At 67.0% G+C, this 24315-nt stretch carries 22 protein-coding genes; 12 read left to right on the top strand and 10 right to left on the bottom strand.

The annotated features are described in order from the left end of the window. Nucleotides 1-10 precede the first annotated feature (10 nt). Complete coding sequence (locus LQK81_RS02400; protein WP_230803069.1) at nt 11-823, top strand: DUF1194 domain-containing protein; 813 nt, start codon at nt 11-13, stop codon at nt 821-823. Nucleotides 824-836: 13 nt separating this feature from the next. On the opposite strand, the gene LQK81_RS02395 is transcribed toward LQK81_RS02400, so the two are convergent. Next, on the bottom strand, nt 837-1736 hold the full coding sequence (locus LQK81_RS02395) for a LysR family transcriptional regulator (protein WP_230803068.1): 900 nt from the start codon (nt 1734-1736) through the stop codon (nt 837-839). Nucleotides 1737-1895: 159 nt separating this feature from the next. Between LQK81_RS02395 and LQK81_RS02390 the strand changes: the two genes are divergently transcribed. Both LQK81_RS02390 and LQK81_RS02385 read left to right on the top strand, forming a co-directional pair. Beyond that, nucleotides 1896-3098 carry an MFS transporter gene (locus tag LQK81_RS02390; protein WP_230803067.1) on the top strand — a complete coding sequence of 401 codons (1203 nt, stop codon included), beginning with the start codon at nt 1896-1898 and terminating at the stop codon, nt 3096-3098. Nucleotides 3099-3697: 599 nt separating this feature from the next. After that, the gene (locus LQK81_RS02385) at nt 3698-4864 is read left to right on the top strand and encodes an MFS transporter (protein ID WP_230803066.1); all 1167 of its coding nucleotides are present in this window, start codon (nt 3698-3700) and stop codon (nt 4862-4864) included. A 175-nt stretch (nt 4865-5039) separates the two neighbouring features. Here LQK81_RS02385 and LQK81_RS02380 read toward each other — a convergent pair whose 3' ends face one another. Further along, nucleotides 5040-5432: a hypothetical protein gene (locus tag LQK81_RS02380; protein ID WP_230803065.1), complete on the bottom strand. Its 393-nt coding sequence runs from the start codon at nt 5430-5432 to the stop codon at nt 5040-5042. A 244-nt stretch (nt 5433-5676) separates the two neighbouring features. Between LQK81_RS02380 and LQK81_RS02375 the strand changes: the two genes are divergently transcribed. The 3 genes from LQK81_RS02375 (at nt 5677) to LQK81_RS02365 (ending at nt 10677) form a co-directional block, all read left to right on the top strand. Next, nucleotides 5677-7236 (top strand): helicase HerA-like C-terminal domain-containing protein, encoded by a 1560-nt coding sequence (locus tag LQK81_RS02375; RefSeq protein WP_230804386.1) that lies wholly within the window; start codon nt 5677-5679, stop codon nt 7234-7236. Between the two features lie 655 nt (nt 7237-7891). After that, nucleotides 7892-8566 carry a YoaK family protein gene (locus tag LQK81_RS02370; RefSeq protein WP_230803064.1) on the top strand — a complete coding sequence of 225 codons (675 nt, stop codon included), beginning with the start codon at nt 7892-7894 and terminating at the stop codon, nt 8564-8566. 593 nt (nt 8567-9159) lie between these two features. Beyond that, entirely contained in the window at nt 9160-10677 is a 1518-nt protein-coding gene (locus LQK81_RS02365) for an ABC-F family ATP-binding cassette domain-containing protein (protein WP_230803063.1), read from the top strand. Between the two features lie 207 nt (nt 10678-10884). Here the strand turns inward: LQK81_RS02365 and LQK81_RS02360 are convergent, their stop codons facing one another. Beyond that, the gene (locus LQK81_RS02360; protein WP_230803062.1) at nt 10885-11379 is read right to left on the bottom strand and encodes a MarR family winged helix-turn-helix transcriptional regulator; all 495 of its coding nucleotides are present in this window, start codon (nt 11377-11379) and stop codon (nt 10885-10887) included. 142 nt (nt 11380-11521) lie between these two features. Between LQK81_RS02360 and LQK81_RS02355 the strand changes: the two genes are divergently transcribed. Together LQK81_RS02355 and LQK81_RS02350 are read left to right on the top strand one after the other, a co-directional pair. Next, complete coding sequence (locus LQK81_RS02355) at nt 11522-11917, top strand: Ohr family peroxiredoxin (protein WP_230803061.1); 396 nt, start codon at nt 11522-11524, stop codon at nt 11915-11917. A 55-nt stretch (nt 11918-11972) separates the two neighbouring features. Beyond that, nucleotides 11973-12191, top strand: coding sequence for a hypothetical protein (locus LQK81_RS02350; RefSeq protein ID WP_230803060.1), 219 nt, complete (start codon nt 11973-11975; stop codon nt 12189-12191). Nucleotides 12192-12251: 60 nt separating this feature from the next. Here LQK81_RS02350 and LQK81_RS02345 read toward each other — a convergent pair whose 3' ends face one another. Beyond that, a complete protein-coding gene (locus LQK81_RS02345; protein WP_230803059.1) occupies nt 12252-12674 on the bottom strand; it encodes an organic hydroperoxide resistance protein in 423 nt (140 codons plus the stop codon). 152 nt (nt 12675-12826) lie between these two features. Between LQK81_RS02345 and LQK81_RS02340 the strand changes: the two genes are divergently transcribed. From LQK81_RS02340 to LQK81_RS02330, 3 genes are read left to right on the top strand one after another with little or no spacing between them, the layout of a single operon-like run. Next, a complete protein-coding gene (locus LQK81_RS02340; RefSeq protein ID WP_230804383.1) occupies nt 12827-13345 on the top strand; it encodes a MarR family winged helix-turn-helix transcriptional regulator in 519 nt (172 codons plus the stop codon). 58 nt (nt 13346-13403) lie between these two features. Then, nucleotides 13404-15353, top strand: coding sequence for a sensor histidine kinase (locus tag LQK81_RS02335; RefSeq protein WP_230803058.1), 1950 nt, complete (start codon nt 13404-13406; stop codon nt 15351-15353). Beyond that, complete coding sequence (locus tag LQK81_RS02330) at nt 15322-15699, top strand: response regulator (RefSeq protein ID WP_230803057.1); 378 nt, start codon at nt 15322-15324, stop codon at nt 15697-15699. Before LQK81_RS02335 ends, LQK81_RS02330 begins: the two co-directional genes overlap by 32 nt. Nucleotides 15700-15864: 165 nt before the next feature. Here LQK81_RS02330 and LQK81_RS02325 read toward each other — a convergent pair whose 3' ends face one another. Continuing rightward, complete coding sequence (locus tag LQK81_RS02325) at nt 15865-16653, bottom strand: L,D-transpeptidase family protein (RefSeq protein ID WP_230803056.1); 789 nt, start codon at nt 16651-16653, stop codon at nt 15865-15867. Between the two features lie 231 nt (nt 16654-16884). On the opposite strand from LQK81_RS02325, the gene LQK81_RS02320 reads away from it, so the two are divergent. Beyond that, a complete protein-coding gene (locus LQK81_RS02320; RefSeq protein ID WP_230803055.1) occupies nt 16885-17724 on the top strand; it encodes a protein-L-isoaspartate O-methyltransferase family protein in 840 nt (279 codons plus the stop codon). A gap of 82 nt (nt 17725-17806) precedes the next feature. On the opposite strand, the gene LQK81_RS02315 is transcribed toward LQK81_RS02320, so the two are convergent. The 5 genes from LQK81_RS02315 to LQK81_RS02295 form a co-directional block, all read right to left on the bottom strand. Next, nucleotides 17807-19246 carry a metal-dependent hydrolase family protein gene (locus LQK81_RS02315; protein ID WP_230803054.1) on the bottom strand — a complete coding sequence of 480 codons (1440 nt, stop codon included), beginning with the start codon at nt 19244-19246 and terminating at the stop codon, nt 17807-17809. A gap of 130 nt (nt 19247-19376) precedes the next feature. Then, nucleotides 19377-20189 (bottom strand): nickel-binding protein, encoded by an 813-nt coding sequence (locus LQK81_RS02310; protein ID WP_230803053.1) that lies wholly within the window; start codon nt 20187-20189, stop codon nt 19377-19379. Nucleotides 20190-20335: 146 nt separating this feature from the next. Further along, complete coding sequence (locus LQK81_RS02305) at nt 20336-21919, bottom strand: alkyl/aryl-sulfatase (protein WP_230803052.1); 1584 nt, start codon at nt 21917-21919, stop codon at nt 20336-20338. Between the two features lie 68 nt (nt 21920-21987). Continuing rightward, nucleotides 21988-22299 carry a hypothetical protein gene (locus LQK81_RS02300; protein WP_230803051.1) on the bottom strand — a complete coding sequence of 104 codons (312 nt, stop codon included), beginning with the start codon at nt 22297-22299 and terminating at the stop codon, nt 21988-21990. Nucleotides 22300-22547: 248 nt separating this feature from the next. Next, nucleotides 22548-24188, bottom strand: coding sequence for a cisplatin damage response ATP-dependent DNA ligase (locus tag LQK81_RS02295; RefSeq protein WP_230803050.1), 1641 nt, complete (start codon nt 24186-24188; stop codon nt 22548-22550). Nucleotides 24189-24315: the final 127 nt, after the last annotated feature.

The raw sequence follows: 24315 nt of genomic DNA, 5'->3' as shown, positions 1-24315 counted from the left end.
GCTGACGAGTATGGACACTTCCTGGAAACTGGCGGCGGCGTTTGCAGCCGCGCTGACGTTTTCGGCGCCGGCACGCGCCGCCGACGGCGACGGAGCGCACACATTCGACGTCGATGTCGCCATCGTCTTCGCGGTCGATTTCTCGTCCTCGATCGATCCGGACATCGCCGATCTGCAGAGGAACGGGCATGTTGCAGCCCTCACCTCGCCGGAGATCATCAAGGTCATTTCCGGCAAGCCCCGCGGCTGCATCGGCGTGACCTATTTCGAATGGGCGAGCCCGGCGCACATCAGGATCGTCCTGCCGTGGACGCGGATCTGCGGAGCGGCAGACGCCGAAAAGGCTGCCGGGGTGATCAGCCGGAAAGGCGATACCGGCTTCAGCCGGCGGAGCAGAGGCGGGACATCCATCTCGTCGGCGATCGAAGCCGGAAGACTGCTTCTCGACGAGTTTCCGGGACACGCCGACAGAAAGGTCATCGACATCTCCGGCAATGGCGAAAACAACGACGGCCTGCCTGTTCAGCACTCCAGGACGAAGGCCGTCGAGAAAGGGTACACGATCAACGCGATCGCCATCCCGGGTGGAAGGGACGAGAGCCCCGGCCGTTCGCTGGCGTCCTATTTTGCCGACAACGTCATCGGCGGCTTCGAAGCCTTCGTCATGGTGCCGCGGGCGACGGGCGACTACACTCTGGCCCTGCGCCGGAAGCTGGCAAGGGAGATTGCCCTCGACATCGACCTGCCCGTGGATCCGCATATGCAGAGTGCGGAGGCCCGCATCGGCTGGCCGCCCGCCGTCACCATAGCGGACGCGCGATAGGCCGGCCCATCGCTCAGCCGCCAATCCGCGCCGACAGGAAATCGACGAAGGCGCGGATGCGGGCGGCGAGGTGTTCGTGGCCGGCGAAAACGGCGTAGACAGCCTCGATCTCGCCGGAATGGAACTCCTCCAGCAGCGGCACCAGCCGGCCGGCTGCGATATCCAGCTCGACGTGGAAGCGGCCGACGCGACCGATGCCGACGCCGTCGAGGCAGAGCTGGCGGACGATGGAGCCGCTCGAGGCCATGACGTTGCCGGACACCGTATGGAGGACCGGCGAGGATCGGTCCGGCAGCCGGAACGACCACTCATCGACGCTGCGGCGGAAGTTGAAGCGGATGCAGTTGTGGGTCGCGAGATCGTCGGGCGTCCCCGGTATACCGTGGCGCTCGAGATAGGCAGGTGCCGCCATGACGACCGGCGTGCTCTCCATCAGCTTGCGCGCCAGCAGCGACGAATCGCGCAAGGGGCCCGTGCGGATCGCCACGTCGGTGCGCTCGCCGACCACGTCGATGACGCTGTCGGTCAGGGTCAGGTCGATCCGGATCTCGGGATAGAGCGCCAGGAAATCGGGAAGCAGTGGCAGGATGATGCTTTCGCCGATGGCGACGGCGGCATTGACGCGGATCGAGCCGCGCGGCGAGGCGCGGGCGCCGTCGGCGACCGCCTGCTCGGTCTCCTCGATCTCCGAGAGGATCCGGCGCGCCCGCTCCAGATAGACCTCGCCTTCCGGGGTCGGCTCCAGCCTGCGGGTGGTGCGCACCAGAAGCCTTGTCGACAGCCTGTCCTCCAGCCGGCTGACGAGCTTGCTGACAGCGGACGGAGACAGGCCCAGCCTGCGGCCGGCGGCCGAAAAGCTCTTCATGTCCACGGCCGTCACGAAGACTTCCATTTCGCCTGCGCGGTTGTCCATTGCGGTGGTCACCTGTGAATTGGCTTCAAAGATACTTATCCCATCACACGGATTATCGAACAAGGGCGCGCGGGCCATATTGGCGGCGACCAAACCGTTCACCCGTTTTGCCGCCCGGCCCGGGCCCTGCCCCGGCGCCTGCTGCGGAAGGAGAAGTCCATGCCCCTTGCGCTCTTTGCCCTGACGATCGCGGCCTATGCGATCGGCACCACCGAATTCGTCATCGTCGGGCTCTTGCCGACCGTCGCCTCCGACCTCGGCATCACCCTGCCGCTCGCCGGCCTCATCGTTTCCATCTATGCGCTGGGGGTCACCTTCGGCGCGCCGGTGCTGACGGCCCTGACCGGCCGGGCGGCCCGCAAGCCGCTGCTGCTCGGCCTGATGGCCCTGTTCGTCGCCGGCAACACGCTGGCGGCGCTGTCGCCCTCCTACGAGATCCTGCTCGTCGCCCGCGTGCTGTCGGCGTTTGCCCATGGCGTTTTCTTCTCCGTCGGCGCGACGATCGCGGCCGAACTCGTTCCCGAGGACCGGCGGGCGTCGGCGATCGCGATGATGTTCATGGGGCTGACGGTCGCGATCGTCACCGGTGTGCCGCTCGGCACGGTGATCGGCCAGACCTTCGGCTGGCGCGCCACCTTCTGGGCGGTCGCAGCCCTCGGCGTCATCGCCTTTGCCGGCATCGCCGCACTGCTGCCGAACAACCTGCAGCGCCAGAAGGCGGCGAAGCTTTCCGAGCAGGTGCGCGTGCTCGGTTCCGGCCGGCTGCTGCTCGTCTTCGCGATGACGGCGCTCGGCTATGGCGGCACCTTCGTCACCTTCACCTATCTCGCTCCCGTCTTGCAGGAGATCACCGGCTTCTCGGCCTCCTCGGTCAGCCTGGTGCTGGTGCTCTACGGGCTTGCGATCGCCGCGGGCAACATCGCCGGCGGACGGATCGCCGACCGCGACCCGGTCAAGGCGCTGACGGTGCTGTTCGCAGCGCAGGCTGCCGTGCTCGTGCTCTTCACCTTCACGGCACCGTCACCGGTGCTGGCGCTCGTCACGCTGACGGCGCTGGGCTTCCTGTCGTTCGCCAACGTGCCGGGCCTGCAGCTCTACGTGGTGCAACTCGCCAAGCGTCACCGCCCCGCCGCCGTCGACGTCGCCTCGGCACTGAACATCGCCGCCTTCAACCTCGGCATCGCGGCCGGCGCCTGGATCGGCGGGCTGGTCGTCGCCTCCCCGCTCGGCCTCGGCGCCACACCCTGGGTCGGCGCCATCCTGGTCGCCGCCGCCCTCGGCTTCACGCTCGTCAGCGGCGCGCTGGACCGGCGCAGCCATGCGGGCTCCGTCGAGGCCGGCGCCGATCCGGCCCGGGCCTAGGTGCCGGCCGGCGCTGAGGGGCTGCGGGCTTTCCTTTGCGCCGGGCCTCGCCTGCCCCTCATCCGCCTGCCGGCACCTTCTCCCCGCGAGCGGGGAGAAGGACATATGCCGCACCGGTTCCCGCCCCCTCTCCCCGCCCGCGGGGAGAGCATTGGGGCGAGGGGCGGCCCCTCGCACAATTCGCCCAAGTCGACGTTGCGGCGCCCCCCTCATCCGGCGCTTCGCGCCACCTTCTCCCCGGCGGGGAGAAGAGGGGAGCTTGCGGCACTCCCGAACGTCCCTGTCGAGACGCCGCCTCCTGTGCGCCTTCCGAGGCGATCCGGCCCCCCATCCGCCTATCGGCCCTTCTCCTCGCAGTCCGGGGGAAGAGCGCCCGCCACGCCCTCCCTCTTCTCCCCGCCGGGGAGAAGTGCCGAGCATAGCGAGGCGATGAGGGGGCTGCCGCGAACTCAGCGGGTGCCGCTCCCCTCATCCGGCGCTCCGCGCCACCTTCTCCCCGGCGGGGAGAAGACGGGAGGTTCCTGCGCCCCATTTCCTTCCGTCGCGGCCTCGGCTATGACGGTTGCGGGCCGTCACGGTGCCGCCCGGGGAACATTTCCATGCAGACCAACGAGAACCTTTCGGCACAGGCGATGCCGGACTGGCCGGCGATTGCCGCCGTCGTGCTCGGCGTCACCGCCTTTTCGGTGGCGCAGGGCGTCACCTATCCGCTGATCTCGCTGGTGCTGGAGGCGCGCGGTGTGTCGCCGACGCTGATCGGCGTCAACGCCTTCGGCTTCGCGCTCGGGCTCGCCGCGGCGACGCTGATGATCGGGCGGCTGACGCAGCGCTTCCGTGCCCAGCACCTGATCGTCGCGGGCCTCGTCGGCTGCTCGGTCTGCCTCGCCACCTTCGCCGCCTTCTCGTCGATGCCGGTGTGGTTTCTCGCCCGCTTCGTGCTCGGCTTCTGCGCCAGCCTGATCTTCATGCTGAGCGAGGCCTGGCTGAACGTCGCCTGCCCCGACCGGCTGCGCGGGCGCGTCTCGGGGATCTATGGTGCGGCCGTCTGCGCCGGCTTTGCCGCCGGGCCGCTGGCGATCCCGCTGTTCGGCACCGCCGGCGGCTTCGGCTTCGCGCTGACAGCGGTCTATCTCGCGCTCGTCGCGTTCGCCACCGGGCTTTTGATGGTCCAGACCCGCACCGTGCCGGAACCGTCGTCGACGAAGGACGTGTTTTCCTTCTTCCGCCATGCGCCGATGCTGGTGCTGATGGTGTTCGCCTTCGGCTTTGCCGACATCGCGGCGATCTCGGCGATGCCGGTCTATTTCGTCAAGAGCGGGCACTCGGAAGCCTTCGCGGCGCTGAGCGTCACCGTGCTGGCGCTGCCGACGGCGCTGGCGCAGCCCTTCATCGGCTATGCGCTGGACCGGCTCTCCCGGCACGCGGTCGCGGTCGGGACGGCGGCGGTCGCGGCGGCCGGCTATGTCGCGCTCCCCTTCCTCGACCGGCCGGCGCTGATCCTCGTCGCCTTCGGCCTGATCGGGGCGGCCAGCTTCTCGCTCTATACCTGCGCGCTGACCATGCTCGGCGAGCGCTTCCGCGGCAGCATGCTGGTGGCGGGAAGTGCGGCCTACGCCTTGACCTACGCGGTCGGCAGCGGCGCCGGCTCCAGCCTCACCGGGCTGGTGATGGGCGTGGTCGGGCTCGATGCCGGCCCGCTGATGGTGGGAGCGGCCCTTGCCGTCTTCACGGGATACTTTGCCCTTTCGGGACGGCGGCAGACCTGATTTCAGGGTTGATTTCGGGGCTAGCGGGCGCGTCCCGGCGCGGCGGTCGCCGTCACCGGCGGCATTTCGGCGACGGCGATCTCCAGGAAGAAACAGGCGCCGCCCCGGAGCAGCGCCGGAAGGCCGAAAAGAGCGACCGGACCCTGCGCGGGCGCGCCTTCCGCCGTCTTCGTGCTCAGACGAACTGGCCAAGGCCGGGGACGGAGCCTACGACCGCGTCGACAACGTCGTCACCGGCATGTTCGCGGGCGACGGCGATCGTCTCCTTGGCAAGCCCGGTGATCTCGCCCATGCCGAGACCCTCGCTCATCAGCTGCTGGCCGAGCGCCATGACGCCGCCACCGCCCACGGCGTTCATCAGCCCGCCGAGCAGGCCGCCGCCGCCGGCGCCCTCGCCGTTGTAGCGGGCGACCAGATCGGAGGCGCCGGGAATGGCCTCGATCATCTGCGCCACCGGCCCTTCCGCCGCCTCGCGCTGCAGGAAGCCCAGCATCATGCCGATCGCCTTTTCGGCCGTGGCCGGGTCGATGCCGACGCTTTCCGCCACGCGGTTGACGAGATCGTTCATGGAAATCCTCCGATGTTTTCTTTGACGTTAACGTCAACGTTATTGGAATCGTGCAGCAAACTCAAGCGCCGTCCAACGGCAATCCGCAACGGCGCTGCGGCTTACGAGAGGTGTTGAAGTTCCGCATCCACCTTATAAAGTCGCAAATACGATTCAATGATGAATTCGGGATGAAATCGGGGACGCGGCGGAACACGCCCTGCCCCGCCCGGCACGACAAGGGAGTGACACGGTGAGCGAGACGATACTTCAGGACGGCAAGCTCTACATCGGCACCAGCCGCAAGCCGGACAATGCGATCAACAAGCCCGAATACCTCGAACTGAAATTCGGCAACCGCCACGGGCTCGTCACCGGCGCCACCGGCACCGGCAAGACGATCACCCTGCAGATCCTCGCCGAAGGCTTTTCCAATGCCGGCGTGCCGGTGTTCTGCGCCGACGTGAAGGGCGACCTCTCCGGCATCGGCGCGATGGGCGAGGCCAAGGACTTCCTGCTCAAGCGCGCCGAGGAGATCGGGCTCGAGCCCTACGACTTCCAGGAGTTCCCGGTGATCTTCTGGGACCTCTACGGCGAGAAGGGCCATCGCGTCCGCACCACCATGACGGAGATGGGGCCGCTTTTGCTGTCGCGGCTGATGAACGCCACGGATGCGCAGGAAGGCGTGCTCAACATCGCCTTCAAGATCGCCGACCAGGGCGGCCTGCCGCTGCTCGACCTGAAGGACCTGCAGGCGCTCCTGAACTATATGGGCGAGAATGCCACCGAGCTTTCCAACAAGTTCGGCTTCATCTCCAAGGCCTCGGTCGGCTCGATCCAGCGCGAACTCCTGATCCTCGAACAGCAGGGCGCCGAGCACTTCTTCGGCGAACCGGCGCTGAAGATCTCCGACATCATGCGCACCACCAATGACGGGCGCGGCGCGATCTCGGTGCTGGCCGCCGACAAGCTGATGATGAACCCGCGCCTCTACGGCACCTTCCTGCTGTGGCTGCTCTCCGAACTGTTCGAGGAACTGCCGGAAGTGGGCGACCCGGACAAGCCGAAGCTCGTCTTCTTCTTCGACGAGGCGCACCTTCTGTTCAAGGACGCTCCGAAGGTGCTGATCGAGCGCGTCGAGCAGGTGGTCCGCCTGATCCGCTCCAAGGGCGTGGGCGTCTATTTCGTCACGCAGAACCCGCTGGACGTGCCCGAGACCGTGCTCGCCCAGCTCGGCAACCGCGTGCAGCACGCGCTGCGCGCCTATACGCCGCGCGAGCAGAAGGCGGTGAAGACGGCGGCCGACACCTTCCGCCCCAATCCCGATTTCGACTGCGCCACCGTGATCACCGAACTCGGCACCGGCGAGGCGCTGATCTCGACGCTGGAGGGCAAGGGCATCCCCTCGATGGTGGAGCGCACGCTGGTTCGCCCGCCGGCCTCGCGCGTCGGCCCGCTCACCGATGCCGAGCGGGCAAATGTGATGAAAGTCAGCCCCGTCGCCGGCCTCTACGACGAGGATTTCGACCGGGAATCGGCCTACGAGATGCTGGCAGGACGGGCGAAGAAGCTGGAGGAGGCGCAGCAGGCCGAGCAACAGGCCGAGCAGGCGCCGGAACCGGAAGGGGAGAACGGCGGCCGCTGGACGCTGCCGGGATTCGGCGACGAGCCGACCCAGGCCTCGACGACCGGAAAGACCAAGGCGCGCTCCGGCTACCAGCGCGAGACGGTGGTGGAAGCGGCGATGAAATCCGCAGCCCGCAGCGTCGCCAATTCTCTCGGGCGCGCGATCGTGCGGGGGATCCTGGGAAGCCTGCGGCGGTAGGCCGATCCGGCCTCCCCGCATCCTGCGACCGCGGCTCCAGCGCGAAATCGCGGGGCACAGCGCCAGACACGCCGTCGCAGGATCACCCCCACCCGCCGCTGCGCGGCGACCTCCCCCCTCAAGGGGGAGGTGGGCGGATGACGTGACGCCGGGGCCTCTACCCTCCCCTTGAGGGGGAGGGTCGGAGCGAAGCTCCGGGGTGGGGTGATGCGATGCCGGCGAACGGGTTCGGCGGCGGCGATTGGCGAACGGCGATCGGGCGCGACATATTGCCGACGACGGGGCCAGCCGCACCGCCGGCAAATGGTGACTGTCGCGAAACCGCAGATCACAGTGCCAGCCGCACCGCCCCAGGGGTCACCCCCACCCGCCGCTGCGCGGCGACCTCCCCCCTCAAGGGGGAGGTGGGTGGATGACGCGACGCCTGGGCCTTTACCCTCCCCTTGAGGGGGAGGGTCGGAACGAAGCTCCGGGGTGGGGTGATGCGACGCCGGTGAACGGGTTCGGCGGTGCGGGTGACGATCGGGTTCCCCCAGTACGCGTGACGATCGGCACGCCGCCGGAGCCTGCAAATCACCGGACGACCGCGCCCGTCTTGCCAGGCCGCGCAACCTCTGATTAGCTCGGTCCGTCGCAATCTGGAATCACGTCTCCCATGTCGGTCGCAAGGCGGCGGCGCCTGATCAGGCGCCAGCGAAGTTCTGTCGGGCTCGCGCTCGTCGCGGCCATCTCCTTCCTCGCCGGCATGACCGATGCGATCGGGCTGATGGCGGTCGGCGAGTTCGTCTCCTTCATGAGCGGCAACACCACGCGCGCGGCGGTGGCGCTCGCCGAAAGCGACGTGGAGCGGGCGATCCTGCTTCTGACCGGGCTTGTGGCCTTCGTGCTCGGCAACACCTGCGGGGTGGTCGTCGCCGCCCGCTCGCGGCCCTCCGGCGTCCTCCTCTGCGTCACCGCCCTTCTCGCCGCCTCGGCCCTGGTGCCGGAACCGCGGGAGGTGCGCTTCCTGCTTCTGATCTTCGCCATGGGCACGATCAATGCCGCCGTCGAGCAGATCGAGGGCCTGCCGATCGGGCTGACCTATGTCACCGGCGCGCTCTCCCGCTTCGGCCGGGGGCTCGGGCGCTTCATTCTGGGCGTGCGTGACCGGAAATGGCTGGTCCAGATCGTGCCGTGGACCGGCATGCTGGCCGGTGCGATCGCGGGCGCGAGCCTGCAGCGCAATGCGGCCGGCGCGGCCGTCTGGGCGCCCTTCATCGTCGCCGCCCTGGTCACCGCCGCCTCGATCCTCATTCCCCGCCGCTGGTCGGTCCGCTTCCTGCAGCGGTGACGGAAGGCGTATCCTGAGTACCCGGCGCTTCGGCTGCCCAATGCAATGTGGAGAACGCAGTGGCCTTGAGACCAATAAGCATCGATGAATTGGACGGCTTTCAAATAGACGACCACGGTCAATTGTACTGGCGAGAGAAGACCGTAATTCTAGAAAAGCGACTAAAACTGGAATTCTACCAGATCCTGTTGGCAACTCTTGCGACGGCTGGTGCCGTTGCATCCGGTCTGCATCCATTTGGCGTCTCGCTCGGCTGGTGGTAGCGCTAGCGCCCCATGCGTGGAGTTGAAAATTCCCGCGATCGGTGCTATCCAGCCGGCCTCAACTGATGCTGCGAAAGGAGGGCGGACGTGAGATTCGATTTCCTGCCCAATCTCTCGCATGGTCCCGATCGTGCCCTGCAGATGCGTTTGCAGGGCTGACCAGAGACCGTTTCTCGACGAACCCCTTCTGGTCTGCCCCTGGTGGCAGCGCGCATCCTTGCGAGATGCTGCGCCAATTCCAACGCTTCCGAGCCTGAACGCGCTTGCATTCGACGATGGCTGATGCCCGCGATGCCGCGACTGCCCGGAAAATTCGACCAGGGACCGACAATGTCGCTCATCACGCTTCGCAATCTCGGCGTCACGCTGGGCATGCCGCTCTTTTCCGGCCTGAACCTCTCCGTCAACGCCTCCGACCGGATCGGCCTCGTCGCCGCCAACGGCCGGGGCAAATCCACCCTGCTGCGGCTGATCGCCGGCAGCCTCGAACCCGGAGAGGGCGAGGTCACCCGCGCGCGCGGGCTGACTGTTGGCCATGTCGAGCAGGGCGTGCCCCCTGCCCTCATGGAGGCGAGCCTGCAGGACGCCGTGCTCGCAGCACTTTCGCCGGAGCAGGCGGAGGACGAGCGCTGGCGCGTCGACGTCGTCATGGAGATGCTGGCGGTGCCGGAGGCGCTGCGCACGCGGCCGCTGTCGCAGCTCAGCGGCGGCTGGCAGCGGCTCGCCCTTCTCGCCCGCACATGGATCCGCGAACCGGACGTGCTGCTTCTCGACGAGCCGACCAACCATCTCGACCTCTCCCGCATCCTGCAACTGGAGGGCTTCGTGAACGGGCTGCCGCGCGGCACGGCGGTGATCGTCGCCAGCCACGACCGCGCCTTCCTCGACGCCACGACGAGCCGCACGCTGTTCCTGCGGCCGGAGAATTCGGCCGCCTTCGCCCTGCCCTATGGCCGGGCGCGGGCGGCGCTGGACGAGGCGGATGCGGCGGACGCCCGGCGCTACCAGCGCGACATGAAGCAGGCGGCGCAGTTGCGCCAGCAGGCGGAGAAGCTGAACAATATCGGCATCAATTCCGGTTCCGACCTGCTGGTGGTCAAGACGAAGCAGCTGAAGCAGCGGGCGGAGAAGCTGGAGGACGCGGCAAAGCCCGCCCATCTCGAGCGCTCCGCCGGGGCGATCCGGCTTTCCAGCCGGGGCACCCATGCCAGGGTGCTGGTGACGCTGGAGGATGCGACGATCGCCACGCCCGACGGCACGGCCCTCTTTCGCACCGGCCGGCAGTTCATCTGCCAGGGCGACCGGATCGTGCTTCTGGGCCTCAACGGCGCCGGCAAGACGCGGCTCGTTATGGCGCTGAAGGCCGCGATCGAGGGGGCCGCCGTCTCCGGCATCAAGGCGACGCCGTCGCTGGTGCTGGGCCATGCCGACCAGGCGCTCGCCGACCTTGCCGATACGGACACGCCGCTTGCAGCGCTCACCCGCCGCTTCGCCCTTGGCGAGCCGAGGGCGCGTTCGCTGCTGGCCGGCGCCGGCATCGCCATCGAGAAGCAGGGCCAGCCGCTCGGCCGCCTTTCCGGCGGGCAGAAGGCGCGGCTCGGCATGCTGGTGCTGCGGCTGACCGAGCCCAACTTCTACCTGCTCGACGAGCCGACCAACCATCTCGACATCGAGGGGCAGGAGGCGCTGGAGCAGGAACTGATGGCGCTCCAGGCGACCTGCCTGTTCGTCTCGCACGACCGAAGCTTCGTCCGCACGGTCGCCAACCGCTTCTGGCTGATCGAGAAGCGGAAACTGGTCGAGGTGGAGGATGCGGAACGCTTCTTTGCAGAGGCCAGGGCGAACTGATCGATGGCGGAGGTGAGCGGACCAGGCCGCTTACCTTCTTGCCGCTGCATGGCTTGGATGTGGCCGCTTGCGCCTAGAGCATAGTCGGCGATTATTGAATCGCCGACTATGCTCTATCTTCTTGGTTCTACGCAATTCCAGACGCAAAACCTGTTCCCACTTTTGCTGGAATTGCTTTGGGGTGATGACCTGCCTTCAGGTGGCGGTTCATTTCTCTGCATCATCGGCATGCGTCGCGCGCAACAGGTTGTCCCGCAACTTCACAACAGATTCCTGCACCACTGGAAACTCGTCGCCCAGCCCGGTGGCCTCCATCAGCACTGAACCCGGTTCCAGTTCTACAAGGTCACGCCCGGCAGGGGTAAGGCTCACCCGCACCTGCCTCTCGTCGGCGGGATCGCGCCTGCGATGCAGGTAGCCTTCGGCCTCAAGCTTCTTGAGGATCGGCGTCAGGGTGTTCGACTCCAGGAACAACTTCTCGCCGAGCGCACGAACGGTCTGCTCGTCCGCCTCGGAGAGCGCCACGAGAGTAATATATTGCGTGTACGTCAGGCCAAGCCTGTCCAGGATCGGCTTGTACGCCCGCCCGAAGGCGAGATTGGCCGAGTAGATGGCGAAGCACATGAAATTCGCGAGCTTTCTTCCGCTGCTGCCCGTCTGCGCGGGCGCATCCTCTATGGTCCTGGTCTGAACAATGGGCATGAACATCTCCATCCGGTTTCTGGTACCCATATTAATCGTATCCGATTAAATCGCAATATGGTTGACAAGGGCATTAAATGAATCTATACACATCGCATCCGATTAGATCGGACACGATCAACACCATCAAGGGATATGAAACATGACTGAGAAGCTCGTATTCAGCGGCAAGACCCACAACACCGGCGGCCGTGACGGCGGCACCCGAAGCAGCGACGGAATGCTGGACCTTCGCCTGTCGCAGCCTCACCCGGCCGCCGAAAACCTCTTCGGCGCTGCATGGTCGGCCTGCTACATCGGCGCAATCGAACTTGCCGCCGCCCAGCGCAAGGTCAAGCTCCCGAACGGCCCCGCCGTCGACGCCGAGATAGACCTGAACGTCAATGAGGGTTCCTACTTCCTCCGGGCACGCTTCAACGTCAGTTTGCCGGGCATCGACCGAGACATCGCACATGAACTGATCCATGCTGCCCACGAAATCTGCCCCTATTCCAAGGCAACCCGCGGCAACATCGACGTGGAAACCACCCTTGCCTGAATCGGGACCGGCAGGCCCGCCCCACGCGGTGCCAAACGAGCGGAGGACATTCGCCATGACGGAAGAAACACGCAGCGCAGAGAACTACCCCGGCAGGCGCTTGCCCCGCACCACTGCAGCAGCCAACTGGACAGCCGGCTGGCGCCTGGCGTTCCGCAGCAACAAGCCGAACGAGTTCGTGACCGGCGAGCTTCGGGCCGCCCTTGGCGAAGGCTTGCCGGTGCCAACCGGCTTTGGCATCCCGATGAGCCGGCGCAATCTATCCGAAGCCTGATGAAAAAGGCCCGGCGAAGCAGTTCGCCGGGCCGCATCGACCAAGTTATGTCGACCGCTATCAGACGACCGTCGTCTTGACGTCGAGGTTGCCGCGGGTGGCGTGGCTGTAGGGGCAGACGACGTGGGCCTTGCTGACCAGGTCCTCGACCACGGCCTTGTCGACGCCGGGGACGGAGACCTGCAGGGCGGCCTCGATGCCGAAGCCGCCGCCGTCTTCGCGCGGGCCGATGCCGACGGTGGCCGTCACCCTGGCTTCATCGGGGATCTTTACCTTCTCCTTGCCGGCGACGAACTTCAGCGCGCCGAGGAAGCAGGCGGAATAGCCGGTGGCGAAGAGCTGTTCGGGATTGGTGCCGCGGGCGCCGTCGCCGCCGAGTTCCTTCGGCACGGTCAGCGTCACGTCGAGCACGCCGTCTTCGGTGGCGCCGTGGCCCGCACGGCCGCCGGTGGCAGATGCCTTGGTGGTGTAGAGAATGGGCATGTCGGGTCTCCTTTGGTTGTCGATGACTATTGTATAGCGCAAAATCAAATTGCGCGCAATATAATTTTGCGCATTGCATTTCAGGGAGACACCTGCGACAATACGGCATGGCCAAGGAACACGCGATCGCGGACATTCAGAGCAATAAGGCGATGCCGGGCGACGGCGCAATGCGGATCGACGACGCCATGCTGGCGCTCGACCGCCAGCTCTGTTTCGCCATCTACTCGGCGGCGCATGCGTTCAACCGCACCTACAAGCCGCTGCTCGAGCCGCACGGCCTGACCTATCCGCAGTATCTGGTGCTGCTGTCGCTCTGGCAAGACGACGCGAAGACCGTCAAGGCGCTGGGCGAAGCGCTTCACCTCGATTCCGGCACGCTCTCGCCGCTCCTGAAGCGGCTGGAGGCGAGCGGTTACGTCGCCCGCAAGCGCGACCGCGCCGACGAGCGGCAGGTGCTGATCACGCTGACCGGCAAGGGCCGGCAGATGAAGGAGGCGGCCCGCGGGATCCTGATGGAGATCGGCAAGGCCTCCGGCTGCACGGCGGAAGAGCTGGGCGCCCTCGGCGCCGGGCTGCAGGCGCTGGCCGACAATCTGCGCGCCGGCCACGACCCCGATCCGGCCGGCGGCCCGGCGGAAGGCATGCCGGAAGGCTCGCCGGGAAAATAGGCTGGCTCCGGCTGGCGCCCGCCCTATATTGCCGTTCGTCACCGACGATGGAGGCCGAATGCAGCACGATGACCAGCAATGGCGTCTGACCGGCCTGTCGGCGGGGCTGTGGTGCATCGTCGTCGGCCTCGGCATGATCGTCTTCTGGCTGGCGGAGCCTGCGGAACTCGCCGCCCGCCATCCCGAGATCTTCGGCATGAAGTTCAATGCGGCGCTGGCGTTCACGGTGCTCGGCGCGGCCTTTCTCCTGGCGCTTTCCGGCCATCGCGCGCTGCCGGCCATCGGCGCGCTCGCGGTGCTCGGCTACGGCGTGGTCGCGCTGGCGCAGCACGTCTTCGCCGTCGACCTCGGCATCGACCAGGCGCTCTACAGGCCGTTCACCGACATCGGCACGAGCCTGCCCGGGCGGATCGCGCCGAACACCGCGCTCTGCTTCATCCTCATCAGCCTCGCCGTCATCCGCCGCGCGCTGCGCGGCGAAAGCGACATCGTGCAGATCGCCTGCAGCTATGCGGCCGTGGCGATCGCCGCCACCGCGCTGATCGGCTACCTGATCGATTTCGACGCCGCCCACGACTGGGTCGCCTATACGCGGATGTCGGTGCAGAGCGCCACCTGCTTCCTGGCGCTGGGGGTCGGCATCCTCTTCATCGGCGCGCGGACGGCCGGCTATCACCGGCTGGCGATCGCCGCCTCGCTCGGGGTCGCGACCTACCTGATCCTTTTGACGCTCGCCTATCTGAAGGTCAGCGAACAGGCGAAAAGGCTGCCGTTTGCGATCGATCGCGACGGGATTTCCTCGACGGCGGCCACGCTGCTCGACCTCATCCTCCTGTCCGGGCTGATCTATGCGGGGCTGCTGGCCTATTCCTACTGGAGTTCGCGCCGCTACCGCCGCAGCGCCACCCATCTCAGCGAGAGCCAGGGGCGGCTTGCGGCGATCATCAACGCGGCCGTCGACGGCATCCTGACCGTCGACGCGAACGGCACCATCCTTTCGGCAAATCCCGCCTGCGAGCGCATCTTCGGCCATGCGCCGGAAGACGTCGTCGGCAAGCCGGTCAGGATGCTCCTGCCCGGGCCGCCCGGCGACGGGGCAGAGATGACCGGAGGCGGCCATAGCGGGGCCGGATACGTGGTCGCCAGCGGCGAGACGGACGCACGGCGCAAGGACGGGCGCATCGTCCCCGTCGAGCTCTCCGTGGCCAGGGTCGAGCTTGCCGAGGGAACCGTCCACACCGCCATCATCCGCGACATCTCCGAGCGCAAGCACTTCGAACGGCAGCTTCTGGCGGCCAATGCGGAGCTGGAGGAATTCGCCTACCGCACCTCGCATGACCTGCGCTCGCCGATCGCCTCCTCGATCGGCCTGCTCAACATTTCGCGCGAGCTTCTGGAAAACGGTGACCACGACGCACTGTCGGGCACGCTGGAGCGGATGGAGCGCAACTTCACCCGGCTCGACCACCTGATCCAGAACATCATCGTGCTGACGCGCGACCGGCTGCTGGAGGAGGAGGACCGCCGGATCTCCCCCTTCGACGTGGTGCAGAGCCAGGCCGACACCCTGTCGACGCTGGAAGAGGACGGGCGCGTGCGGATCGCCAACCATATCCCGCCGCAATTGACAATCTCGACCAAGCCATCGAAATTCGAGGTCATCGTCGGCAACCTCCTGTCCAACGCGATCAAGTACCATGATCCCGGGGAGACGGATCCACGGGTCGACGTGCATATCGAGGAGCATGACGGGAGGATCCGTCTCGTGGTGGAGGACAACGGGCTCGGCGTGCCGGAGGAGAAGCGCCCGCTTCTGTTCCGCATGTTCAAGCGCCTGCACCCGAGCCGGTCCTTCGGCAGCGGGCTCGGCCTCTACATTCTGAAGAAGAGCGCCGAATCGCTCGGCGGATCGGTCACCTTCGAGGCCAGGGACAAGGGCAGCCGCTTCATCGTCGAGCTGCCAAACGGGGGCGAGCATGAAGCTGAACACCATACTGGTGGTCGATGACGACGAGAACGACCAGTTCATCTGCGAATACACGATCCGCAAGTTCGATCCCGCCATCGCCATCCTGAAGGCGCAGGACGGCACCGAGGCGCTGGCGATCCTCAAGACCGAGACCCCGGACGCGATCATCCTCGACATCAACATGCCGATCATGAACGGCTTCGAGTTCCTGGAACACTATGCCAGCACATTCGCCCACCATGCCCCCGTCGTCGCCATGCTGACGAGTTCGCAACTCGGCTCCGACCGCGAGCGGGCGCTGCGCTATCCCTTCGTCAGGAGCTACCTGGAAAAACCGCTGACCATCGAGCACCTGCGGCAGATGCAGGCGCTTCTGGAGGCCTGACGGGGGCGCGCCTCCGGCAAACGCCCCTCATCCGCCCTGCCGGGCACCTTCTCCCCGCGGGCGGGGAGAAGGACGATGGCCGCGGCGTCTCCGTCCCCCTCTCCCCGCTTGCGGGGAGAGGGCCGGGGTGAGGGGCAGGTCTTTCCGGCGGGCGAACCGCCGGCGTTACAGCACCACGATCGGGGAGCCGTTCGGGACGCGGCTGTAGAGGTCGATGACGTCTTGGTTGAGCAGGCGCACGCAGCCCGAGGAGGCGGCGCGGCCGATCGACTTCCATTCCGGGGTGCCGTGCAGGCGATAGAGCGTGTCCTGGCCGTTCTGGAAGATGTAGAGCGCGCGGGCGCCGAGCGGATTGGACAGGCCGGGCGCCATGCCGCCGTTGCGGGCGGAGTAGCGTTCCAGGTCCGGCTGGCGGGCGATCATGCTGTCGGGCGGGGTCCAGCGCGGCCAGGCCTGCTTCCACTGGATGACGCCGCGGCCGTCCCAGGCAAAGCCCTCGCGGCCGATGCCGACGCCGTAGCGCATGGCGCGGCCGCCGGATAGCGTCAGGTAGAGATAGCGGTTGTCGGTATCGACGATGATCGTGCCCGGCGCCTCGCCGAACGGGTCCTGCACCTCGTGGCGCAGGAAGCGGGCGTCGATCTGCCGGTAGGGAACCTGCGGGATGGTGAAGCCGCCGTCGATGCGGACGTCGTACATGCCGGCATAGGCCGGGTCGAGATCCGGGATGCCGGTCGGCAGCACCGGCTGCTCGTAGGGTCCCTGGTCGGGATCGCGCCCCTCCAGCCACGGCCCCGGGACCCCTTCCAGCGCCGGATTGCGATAGACCGCGTCGGTCTGCCAGCGGAACCGGTCGGTGTTCATCGACGACGTGCAGCCGGCAAGGCCCGTGGCCGCGGCAAGCCCGGAGAGCCGAAGGAACCGGCGGCGGGAGAGAGTGAGTTCTGAGGCCATGATCAGCGACGCATTCCATGAAGTCCGAGAGACGCAGGCAGGAAGATAGGGGACGATTCCTTGCCGGCGAGATAACGTCGTTACCGTGCCGCAATTGTGGCAGACCCGGCTGGCGCGTGGCTTGCGGCCACCGCGCCACCGTCCCCTGCCCTTGCGGAGGCAAGATGTGGCCATTGCCCGCACGCGCGGTTTGCCTAATCTGTGCTCCGACGCCCTTTCCGGAGCCTGCCCGTGACCGCCATCCGCCGTGCCAGCCTCGACGAGATCCGCCTCTTCCATGCGAAGATGATGGCCGCCGCCGGCAATGCCACCGACGACCGGCTCGCGCGCATCATCGAGGCCGTGCCGCGGGAAGCCTTTCTCGGGCCCGGACCGTGGCAGATCAGGGCCGGCCGGAGCTATCTGGAGACGCCCTGCGCCGATCCGGCCTTCCTCTACCAGAACGTGCTCGTCGCCCTCGATACGGAAAAGGGCATCAACAACGGCGAGCCCTTCCTGCATGCGGCCTGGCTCTGCGCCGCGGCCCCCGCCGCCGGCGAGACGGTCATCCATGTCGGCGCCGGCACCGGCTATTATACCGCCCTGCTCTCGATGCTGGTGCTGCCAAACGGACGTGTCCATGCCTACGAGATCGAGGCGGCGCTTGCGGGGCGGGCGCGCGAGAACCTCCGACCTTTCGAGGGCGTGGAGGTGATCCACGGCGACGCCACGGCCCTGCCGCTGCCGCCGGCCGACCTGATCTACGTGAACGCCGGCGTGGTGGCCCCGCCGGTTCGCTGGCTCGATGCGCTGCGGAGCGGCGGACGGCTGATCTTTCCCTGGCAGCCGACCGACCGGGTGGGGCTCGTGCTGCTGGTGACGCGGACCGATGCCGGCCATCGTGTCCGCCCGCTGATGCGGGCCACCTTCATCCCCTGCATCGGCGCATCGGACCGTTCCGGCTGCCGCAAGGCGCCGAGCGTTGCCGACGCGGCCGCCGTCCGCTCGATCCGCCTGACGCGCGACGGGCCGCCGGACGAGACGGCCGTGGCGATCCATGACGACGTCTGGTTCTCGCGGGCCGACATCTGAAGCACGTCGCGATCTTTCAGCTTCGCTTCCGCGCTTCAGCCCTCTGATTGCAAGACCGCCGCGCAGTCTTGCACGACAGGGTTCAGAGCGTGTTCTTGTGGATCCTGCCGTCCTTCATGATGACGGCGAGGTTCTTCTGCGGGTCGCCGAGGAGGGCGATGTCCTCCAGCGGGTTACCGTCGACGAGGAGGAGATCGGCGAAGGCGCCGGGCTCGACGACGCCGAGCTTGGCCGGATAGGGGTTGCGCGGGCCGGAGAGGCCGAGGAGCTCGGCATTGGTCGAGGTCACCATCTTCAGGATCTCGGCGCCGGAATACCATTTCGACAGATGCGTCAGCATGGTGTTCTGGCGCATCGTGATCGTCGGCGAGAACAGCATGTCAGAGCCCCAGGCAACCTTGAGCCCGTGCTTGCGCGCCAGTTCGTAGACGACGGGCGTGCCGGCGATCACCTGGTTCAGGCGTTCGGCGGACGGCCCGGTCAGGGGCACGGCATCCTCGGTCGACAGGAACGGCTGGGTGCTGAGCCAGGCGCCCTTTTCCGCCATCAGCGCTGCGGTCGCCTCATCCATCAGGTGCGCGTGCTCGATACAGGCGGCACCGGCATTGACGGCGCGCTGCACCGTCTGCGGCGCATAGGCGTGCACGGCCACATAGGTGTTCCAGTCGCGCGCCACGGCGACGGCTGCGCGCAGGTCCTCCTCGCTGAAGGTGGTCATGTCGAGCGGGCTGCGCGGCGAGGACACGCCGCCGCCGCCCATCACCTTGATCTGCGAGGCGCCCTGCAGCAATTGCTCGCGCACGCGCATCTGCACTTCGCCCAGGCTGTCGGCGAGCATCGCGCCGCCCACCTGCTCCATGATGCTGAGCCGGGCGGGATCGCGGGGAATCTCCGTGGGCATCCGCAGATCGCCGTGCCCGCCGGAGGTGGTGATGAAGGCGCCGGAGGGATAGATGCGCGGGCCGGGAATCGTACCAGTGTCGATCGCCTGCTTGAAGGTGAAGACCGGGCCGCCAAGGTCCCGCACGGTCGTGAAGCCGCGCAGCAGCGTGCGTTCGGCCTCGGCCGTGGACGCCGTGTAGATCAGCCCCGGATCGCCCGTCGTCGCAACCCCCACCGGCACGGCGGCGAAGAGCGTGTGCCAGTGCGCGTCGATCATGCCGGGCATCAGGAACCGGTCGCCGCAGTCGATGACCGTCGCCCCCGCCGGCGGCGGGTTGTTGCTCCGGTCGACGGCCGCGATCCGGTTGCCCTCGACCAGGACCTGCACGCCGGCCTCGCTGCCGGCCGAGGTGCCGTCGAACAGCCTCGCCTGCCGGAACAGGGTCTGTGGCGGCTTGTCGGACGCCTGCGCAAGGACGGGCTTCGGCACGCCGACAATGAGCGCCGCACCGGCGCCGGCGAGCAGCGCGCGACGGGTCAGCCGCTCCAGGCGCAACGATGCCTGCTGGACCTCGAGCGACTGGCAGGCGCAACCGACGCCATGGACCAGATGACGGTATTTCTCCCCGAGACGCAGCATTCACATTCCTCCAGCAGGTCGAGATCGACAGAGACGCAAGGCATGCAACTTCCGCGGCACCTTGGCCGACCATGGCGGCATTGTCCAGCGTTAGCGGAAGCCGGCCGAGCCGCATGCGGACCGGTCGCGGCTATCCGCTCCAGGCGCACTGATAGGCGAGCACCCGCTTGGAGAAGCCCTTCAGCCGGAAGCGGCCGGCGCGAGCGAAGCGGTCGGCTGTGCCGCATTCCTGGAAGACCTTCTCGGAGGCGAGGATCTGGTCGGCGCCGGCGGCGGCGCAGAGCCGCGCGGCCGTCTGGACCGTCGTGCCGAAGAGGTCGTTGCTGTCCTCGACCGGCTCTCCGGAATCGAGCCCGATGCGGATGTGAAGCTCTTCGGGGTTGTCGGCATTGAAGCGCTGGAACTCGCGCTGGATCTTCACGGCGCAGTCGACGGCGGCCGCGGATGACGGGAAGGCGGCCATGATGCCGTCGCCGGTGTGCTTGACCTCGCGGCCGGCGGAACGCGACAGGCAGCGGCGGACGACCGAATCATGCGCCCGGACGAGCTCGGTGGCCCTGCGGTCGCCTAGGCGCGAGGTCATTTCCGTCGAGCCGACGATGTCGGTGAACAGCACCGCCCGGTGGCCGGCATCCCGGCTTTCGGCACCGGAGCCCCGGCCTTCCAGATCGTCAATCCGGCCGAGGAAAGCCTCCACGGCCGAGAGCGCCACCTCGACGACCTCGCTTGCGACGAAGCCGTGCGCCTCGCGATGGACGCACTGGGCGGTTTCCATGTCGGGTGCATCGATCAGGCAGAAGGTCCTGCCGTTGCGGTGGTCGAACCAGTAGGTCAGGAACTTGACCCCGTACTGGTCCTGAATGCCGAGATCCTTCAGATGCGCTTCGGCCACCTCCTCCGAGGTCGCGCCCGTCAGGTCGTGCCTGTCCATGAATATCGGCATCGCCCGCTCCCCTCGCCGGGATCGTGTCGCATGCCGGAATTTTACGTCAGCCACGGCGCGGCGTCCATCGCACCAGGCGCTCTCGCCTGCTGCAGGCTGCCCCTCCCGCAGCCCTTTCGCCGGACGCCGGCCTGCCGCCGCTCACCTTAAGGTGTCACGATGTTGAACCAGAACTCGAAGTTGTCGAGCATGGACACGAGCTGGCCGAGCTTGGCATTGTCGCCCGTCACCTTGACGCTGCCGTCTGCGGTTGCCTTGTCCAGCGTCGTTTCCCCCAGCACGATGCCGTTCAGGCTGTCGCGGGTCAGCGTGATCGTGGCGTCGGCATTGTCGGCCTGCCGGCCAGCCGTGTTGTTCAGAACGCCATTTTCCAGCTGAAGCAGGTACTTGCCGTCCTTTTCGCCGAAGTCGAAGTTGAAGGTCAGCTTCGTATCGCCGGCCTTCTGGCTGTTCAGACGCACGCCGAGATAGTCGAAGAACAGGTCGAGCGACATAGCCCGCACCGTATCCGGGCTTGCGGTGTTCGGTGTCGGCAGTTGGGTGACGCCTTCGCGCAACTCCTTTGCCCCGGTCAGGTAGAAGTTGCGCCGCGGCCCGGATTCGGCCTGGTAACCCTGCTGCTCCAGCGCATCGGCGACGAGGTTCTTTGCCGCCTGATTGTCCGGATCGGCAAAGACGACATGGTTCACGACCTCGGCGACCCAGCGGTAGTCGCCGTCCTCATAGGACTTCCGCGCCTTCTCCATGACGGCATCGGCCCCGCCCATGAACTCGACATATCTCTTGCTGGCCTCGACCGGGGGCAGTTCGTGCAGCGTCGAAGGATTGCCGTCGAACCAGCCGAGATAGAGCACATAGGTCGCCGCCACATCGTGGTAGACGGAGCCGTAATAGCCCCGGTTGGCCCAGAACGTGGCCAGGCTGTCTGGCAGTTTGAACGCCTCGGCGATCTCGCGCATGGTCATGCCCTGGTTCACCATGTGCAGGGTCTGATCGTTGATGAACCGGTAGAGGTCACGCTGCTTGGAAAGCAGTTCCCTGACGTTGTCGTTGCCCCAGGTCGGCCAATGATGCTGGGCGAAGATGATCTCCGCCTCGTCGCCCCACATGATCAGCGCTTCGTTGAGATACTTCGACCACGGCAGCGGCTCGCGAATCTTGGCGCCGCGCAGCGAATAGGTGTTGTGCAGCGTATGCGTCGCATCCTCGGAGGTCTGGATCGCCTTCTTCTCCTCGATGTACCAGAGCATTTCGGAGGGCGCCTCCGACCCCGGCGCCATCAGGAACTCGTAGGTCAGGCCGTCGATCGTTTCCTTCTGACCCGTCTCCGTGATGATGTTGGTCGGCGGGATCAGCGTCACCGTTCCGGCGGAGGTCGTGGTGCCGAGACCGGCGCCGACCTGCCCCTTGGGATCGGCGTTCAATAGGTTGCCGTACATGTAGCTGGCACGGCGGCTCATCGCGGTGCCCGCCATGACGTTCTCGGCGACCGCGGCTTCGAGGAACCCCTCAGGGGCATAGATCTTCACGGCGCCGGAGGCCACGTCGGCCTCTTCGACGATGCCGCGAACGCCGCCATAGTGGTCGACGTGGCTGTGCGTGTAGATCACTGCCTTCACGGGCTTGTCGCCGCGATGCTGGCGATAGAGGTCGAGGGCGGCCTTTGCCGTTTCGGCGGATACGAGCGGATCGACAATGGTGATGCCCTCGGTGCCCTCGATGATCGTCATGTTCGACAGGTCGTAGTTGCGGACCTGGTAGAGCCCCTCGGTGACCTCGAACAGGCCGCTGATATTGATCAGTTGCGACTGCCGCCACAGGCTGGGATTGACGGTCGCGGGCGCCTCTGCACCTTCGGTGATGAAGCGTATTGCTGCGGGTTCCAGATCGGATTGCCGCCGGCGCCCCGGATCACATCGGCCGGCAGCGGTGCGATCAGGCCCCGCTTGGCGTCGTCGAAGTCCGATGTGTCGTCGAAGGGCAGTTGGGTCAGCAGGGCATCGTTTGCGGCCCGCGTTGCCGCCGTGGCATCCTTCTGTGCTGCCGCGTCCTGCGAATGGGCGGGAGCCCCGCTGCCTGCGATGAGCGCGATAATGGAAAGACCGGTCAAAAATCTGGCTGTACGCATTCTCAAAACTCCATCCAAAAATGGTTTCTGGCACTGGGGTGTCGCTGCTATTTGAGATGCCTGCTCGTCAGAGCGTCAGTTCCTCGCCTCGGCGGCCTTCAACTTGCGGGGGCGGCCTTTTCTTTGCGCGATAGACAAGTTGTAGGGCGGGGAGGTCGTATTTCAAAGGGAAACACCCTGAAAGAACTCAGATTCTTGCGCCGCGGCGGCATTCGGGTTGCCTCCGCCCCCTACCCCGCCTCCTTCGCCTCCACCAGCGCCATCAGCGTCTCCAGCCGGTCGGCATCGCGGGGGAGCTTGTCGTCGCGCAGGCGGGCGATGCGGGGGAAGCGCATGGCGACGCCGGACTTGTGGCGGGTGGAGCGGTTGATGCCCTCGAAGGCGACCTCGACGACGAAGCCGAAGCCGGGCTCGGCGCGCACCGCGCGCACCGGGCCGAAGCGCTCGACGGTGTTGTTGCGCACGAAGCGGTCGAGCACCTCGAGCTCGGCGTCGGTGAAGCCGAAATAGGCCTTGCCGACCGGCACCAGCATCTCGCCTTCCGCCCCACCTTCCGGACCCCTGGCCCAGACGCCGAAGGTGAAGTCGGAATAGTAGCTGGAGCGCTTGCCGTGGCCGCGCTGGGCATACATCAGCACGGCGTCGACACTGTAGGGATCGCGCTTCCACTTGAACCACGGACCCTTCAGCCGGCCGGCCTGATAGGCGCTGTCGAGACGCTTGATCATCACGCCCTCGATGACCGGATCGGGCGGATCGGCGCGCAGGCGTTCCAGCTCGTCCCAGCTTGAGAACGGCACCAGCGGCGAGAGGTCGAAGCGGTCGTGCGGGGCCTTTTCGACCAGCCCGGCAAGGCGGGACCTGCGCGCGTGGAAGGTTTCCGGGCGCACGTCCGCCTCGGCATCGAACAGGATGTCGTAGGCGCGCACGAAGGCGGGGTAGTCCTCCAGCATGCGGGCGTTGACCGTCTTGCGGTTCAGCCGCTGCTGCAGGTCGGAGAAGCTGCGCGTCGCGCTGTTGGAGCGGGCGGTGCCGCCGACCAAAAGCTCGCCGTCGATCACGCCCTGAAAGGTCATGGCTTCGACGATGTCCGGGAAAGCGGCCGAGATGTCGTCGCCGGAGCGGGAATAGAGCCTGCGGGTGCTGCCCGCGGCCGAGAGCTGGACGCGGATGCCGTCCCATTTCCATTCGGCGGCGAAATCGGCCGGATCGAGCCCGTCGAGATCGCCCTCGCCCACGGGATTTGCCAGCATGACCGAATGGAAGATCGCCGGCGTCGCCAGCACCGGGCGCTCCGCCCTGCCCTCCAGCCAGGCAAACAGCGCCTCGTAGGGCGGCTCGAGCCCGTGCCACAGGGTCTCGATCTCGGTGATGTCGCGGCCGGAGAAATCGGCGAGCGCCTGCTTGGCGAGCCTTGCCGAGACGCCGATGCGCAAGGCGCCGGTGGCGAGCTTGATGAAGGCGAAGCGGGCGGACGGATCGAGCCGGTCGAGCAGGTCGCGCACGGCTCCCCGCACCTCGGTGCGGCCGAGCGCGTTCATGCGGGTGACGACGGCGGACAGGCGCGGCTGGCCGGCATCGTCGATCCGCTCCTTGCGCTCCTGGTCCCAGACGAGCGCGATGGTCTCGGCGAGGTCACCCACGTAATCGTAGGAATAGCGGAACAGCACCTCGTCCATCCGCTCCAGCACCAGATCGCGCAGCAGCGCCGGCTTGACGCTCTTCAGGTCCAGCGTGCCGGCGATCGCCGCAAGGCCATAGCCGCGATCGGGGTCGGGCGTATCGCGGAAATAGTCGGCCAGAAGCTTCAGCTTGCCGTTGCGCGACGGGGTGAGGACGAGGCGGTCGAGGAGGCTGGCGAAGGCTTTCATGGGGGTGCCGCCGTGCAGTAAGTCCCCTCCCCAACCCGTCCCCACAAGGGAGAGGGGCTCGGCCGGCGCCGGCCGACGCTGTCGGCCATCCGGTGCACCGCGGCAAAGCCCCCCTCATCCGGCCCTT

Origin of the sequence: Rhizobium sp. GN54, from assembly GCF_021026345.1 — a bacterium.
GTDB lineage: Bacteria > Pseudomonadota > Alphaproteobacteria > Rhizobiales > Rhizobiaceae > Mycoplana.
Note: the sequence above shows the minus strand (reverse complement) of the source record. Positions and strands in the feature narration are given on the sequence as shown.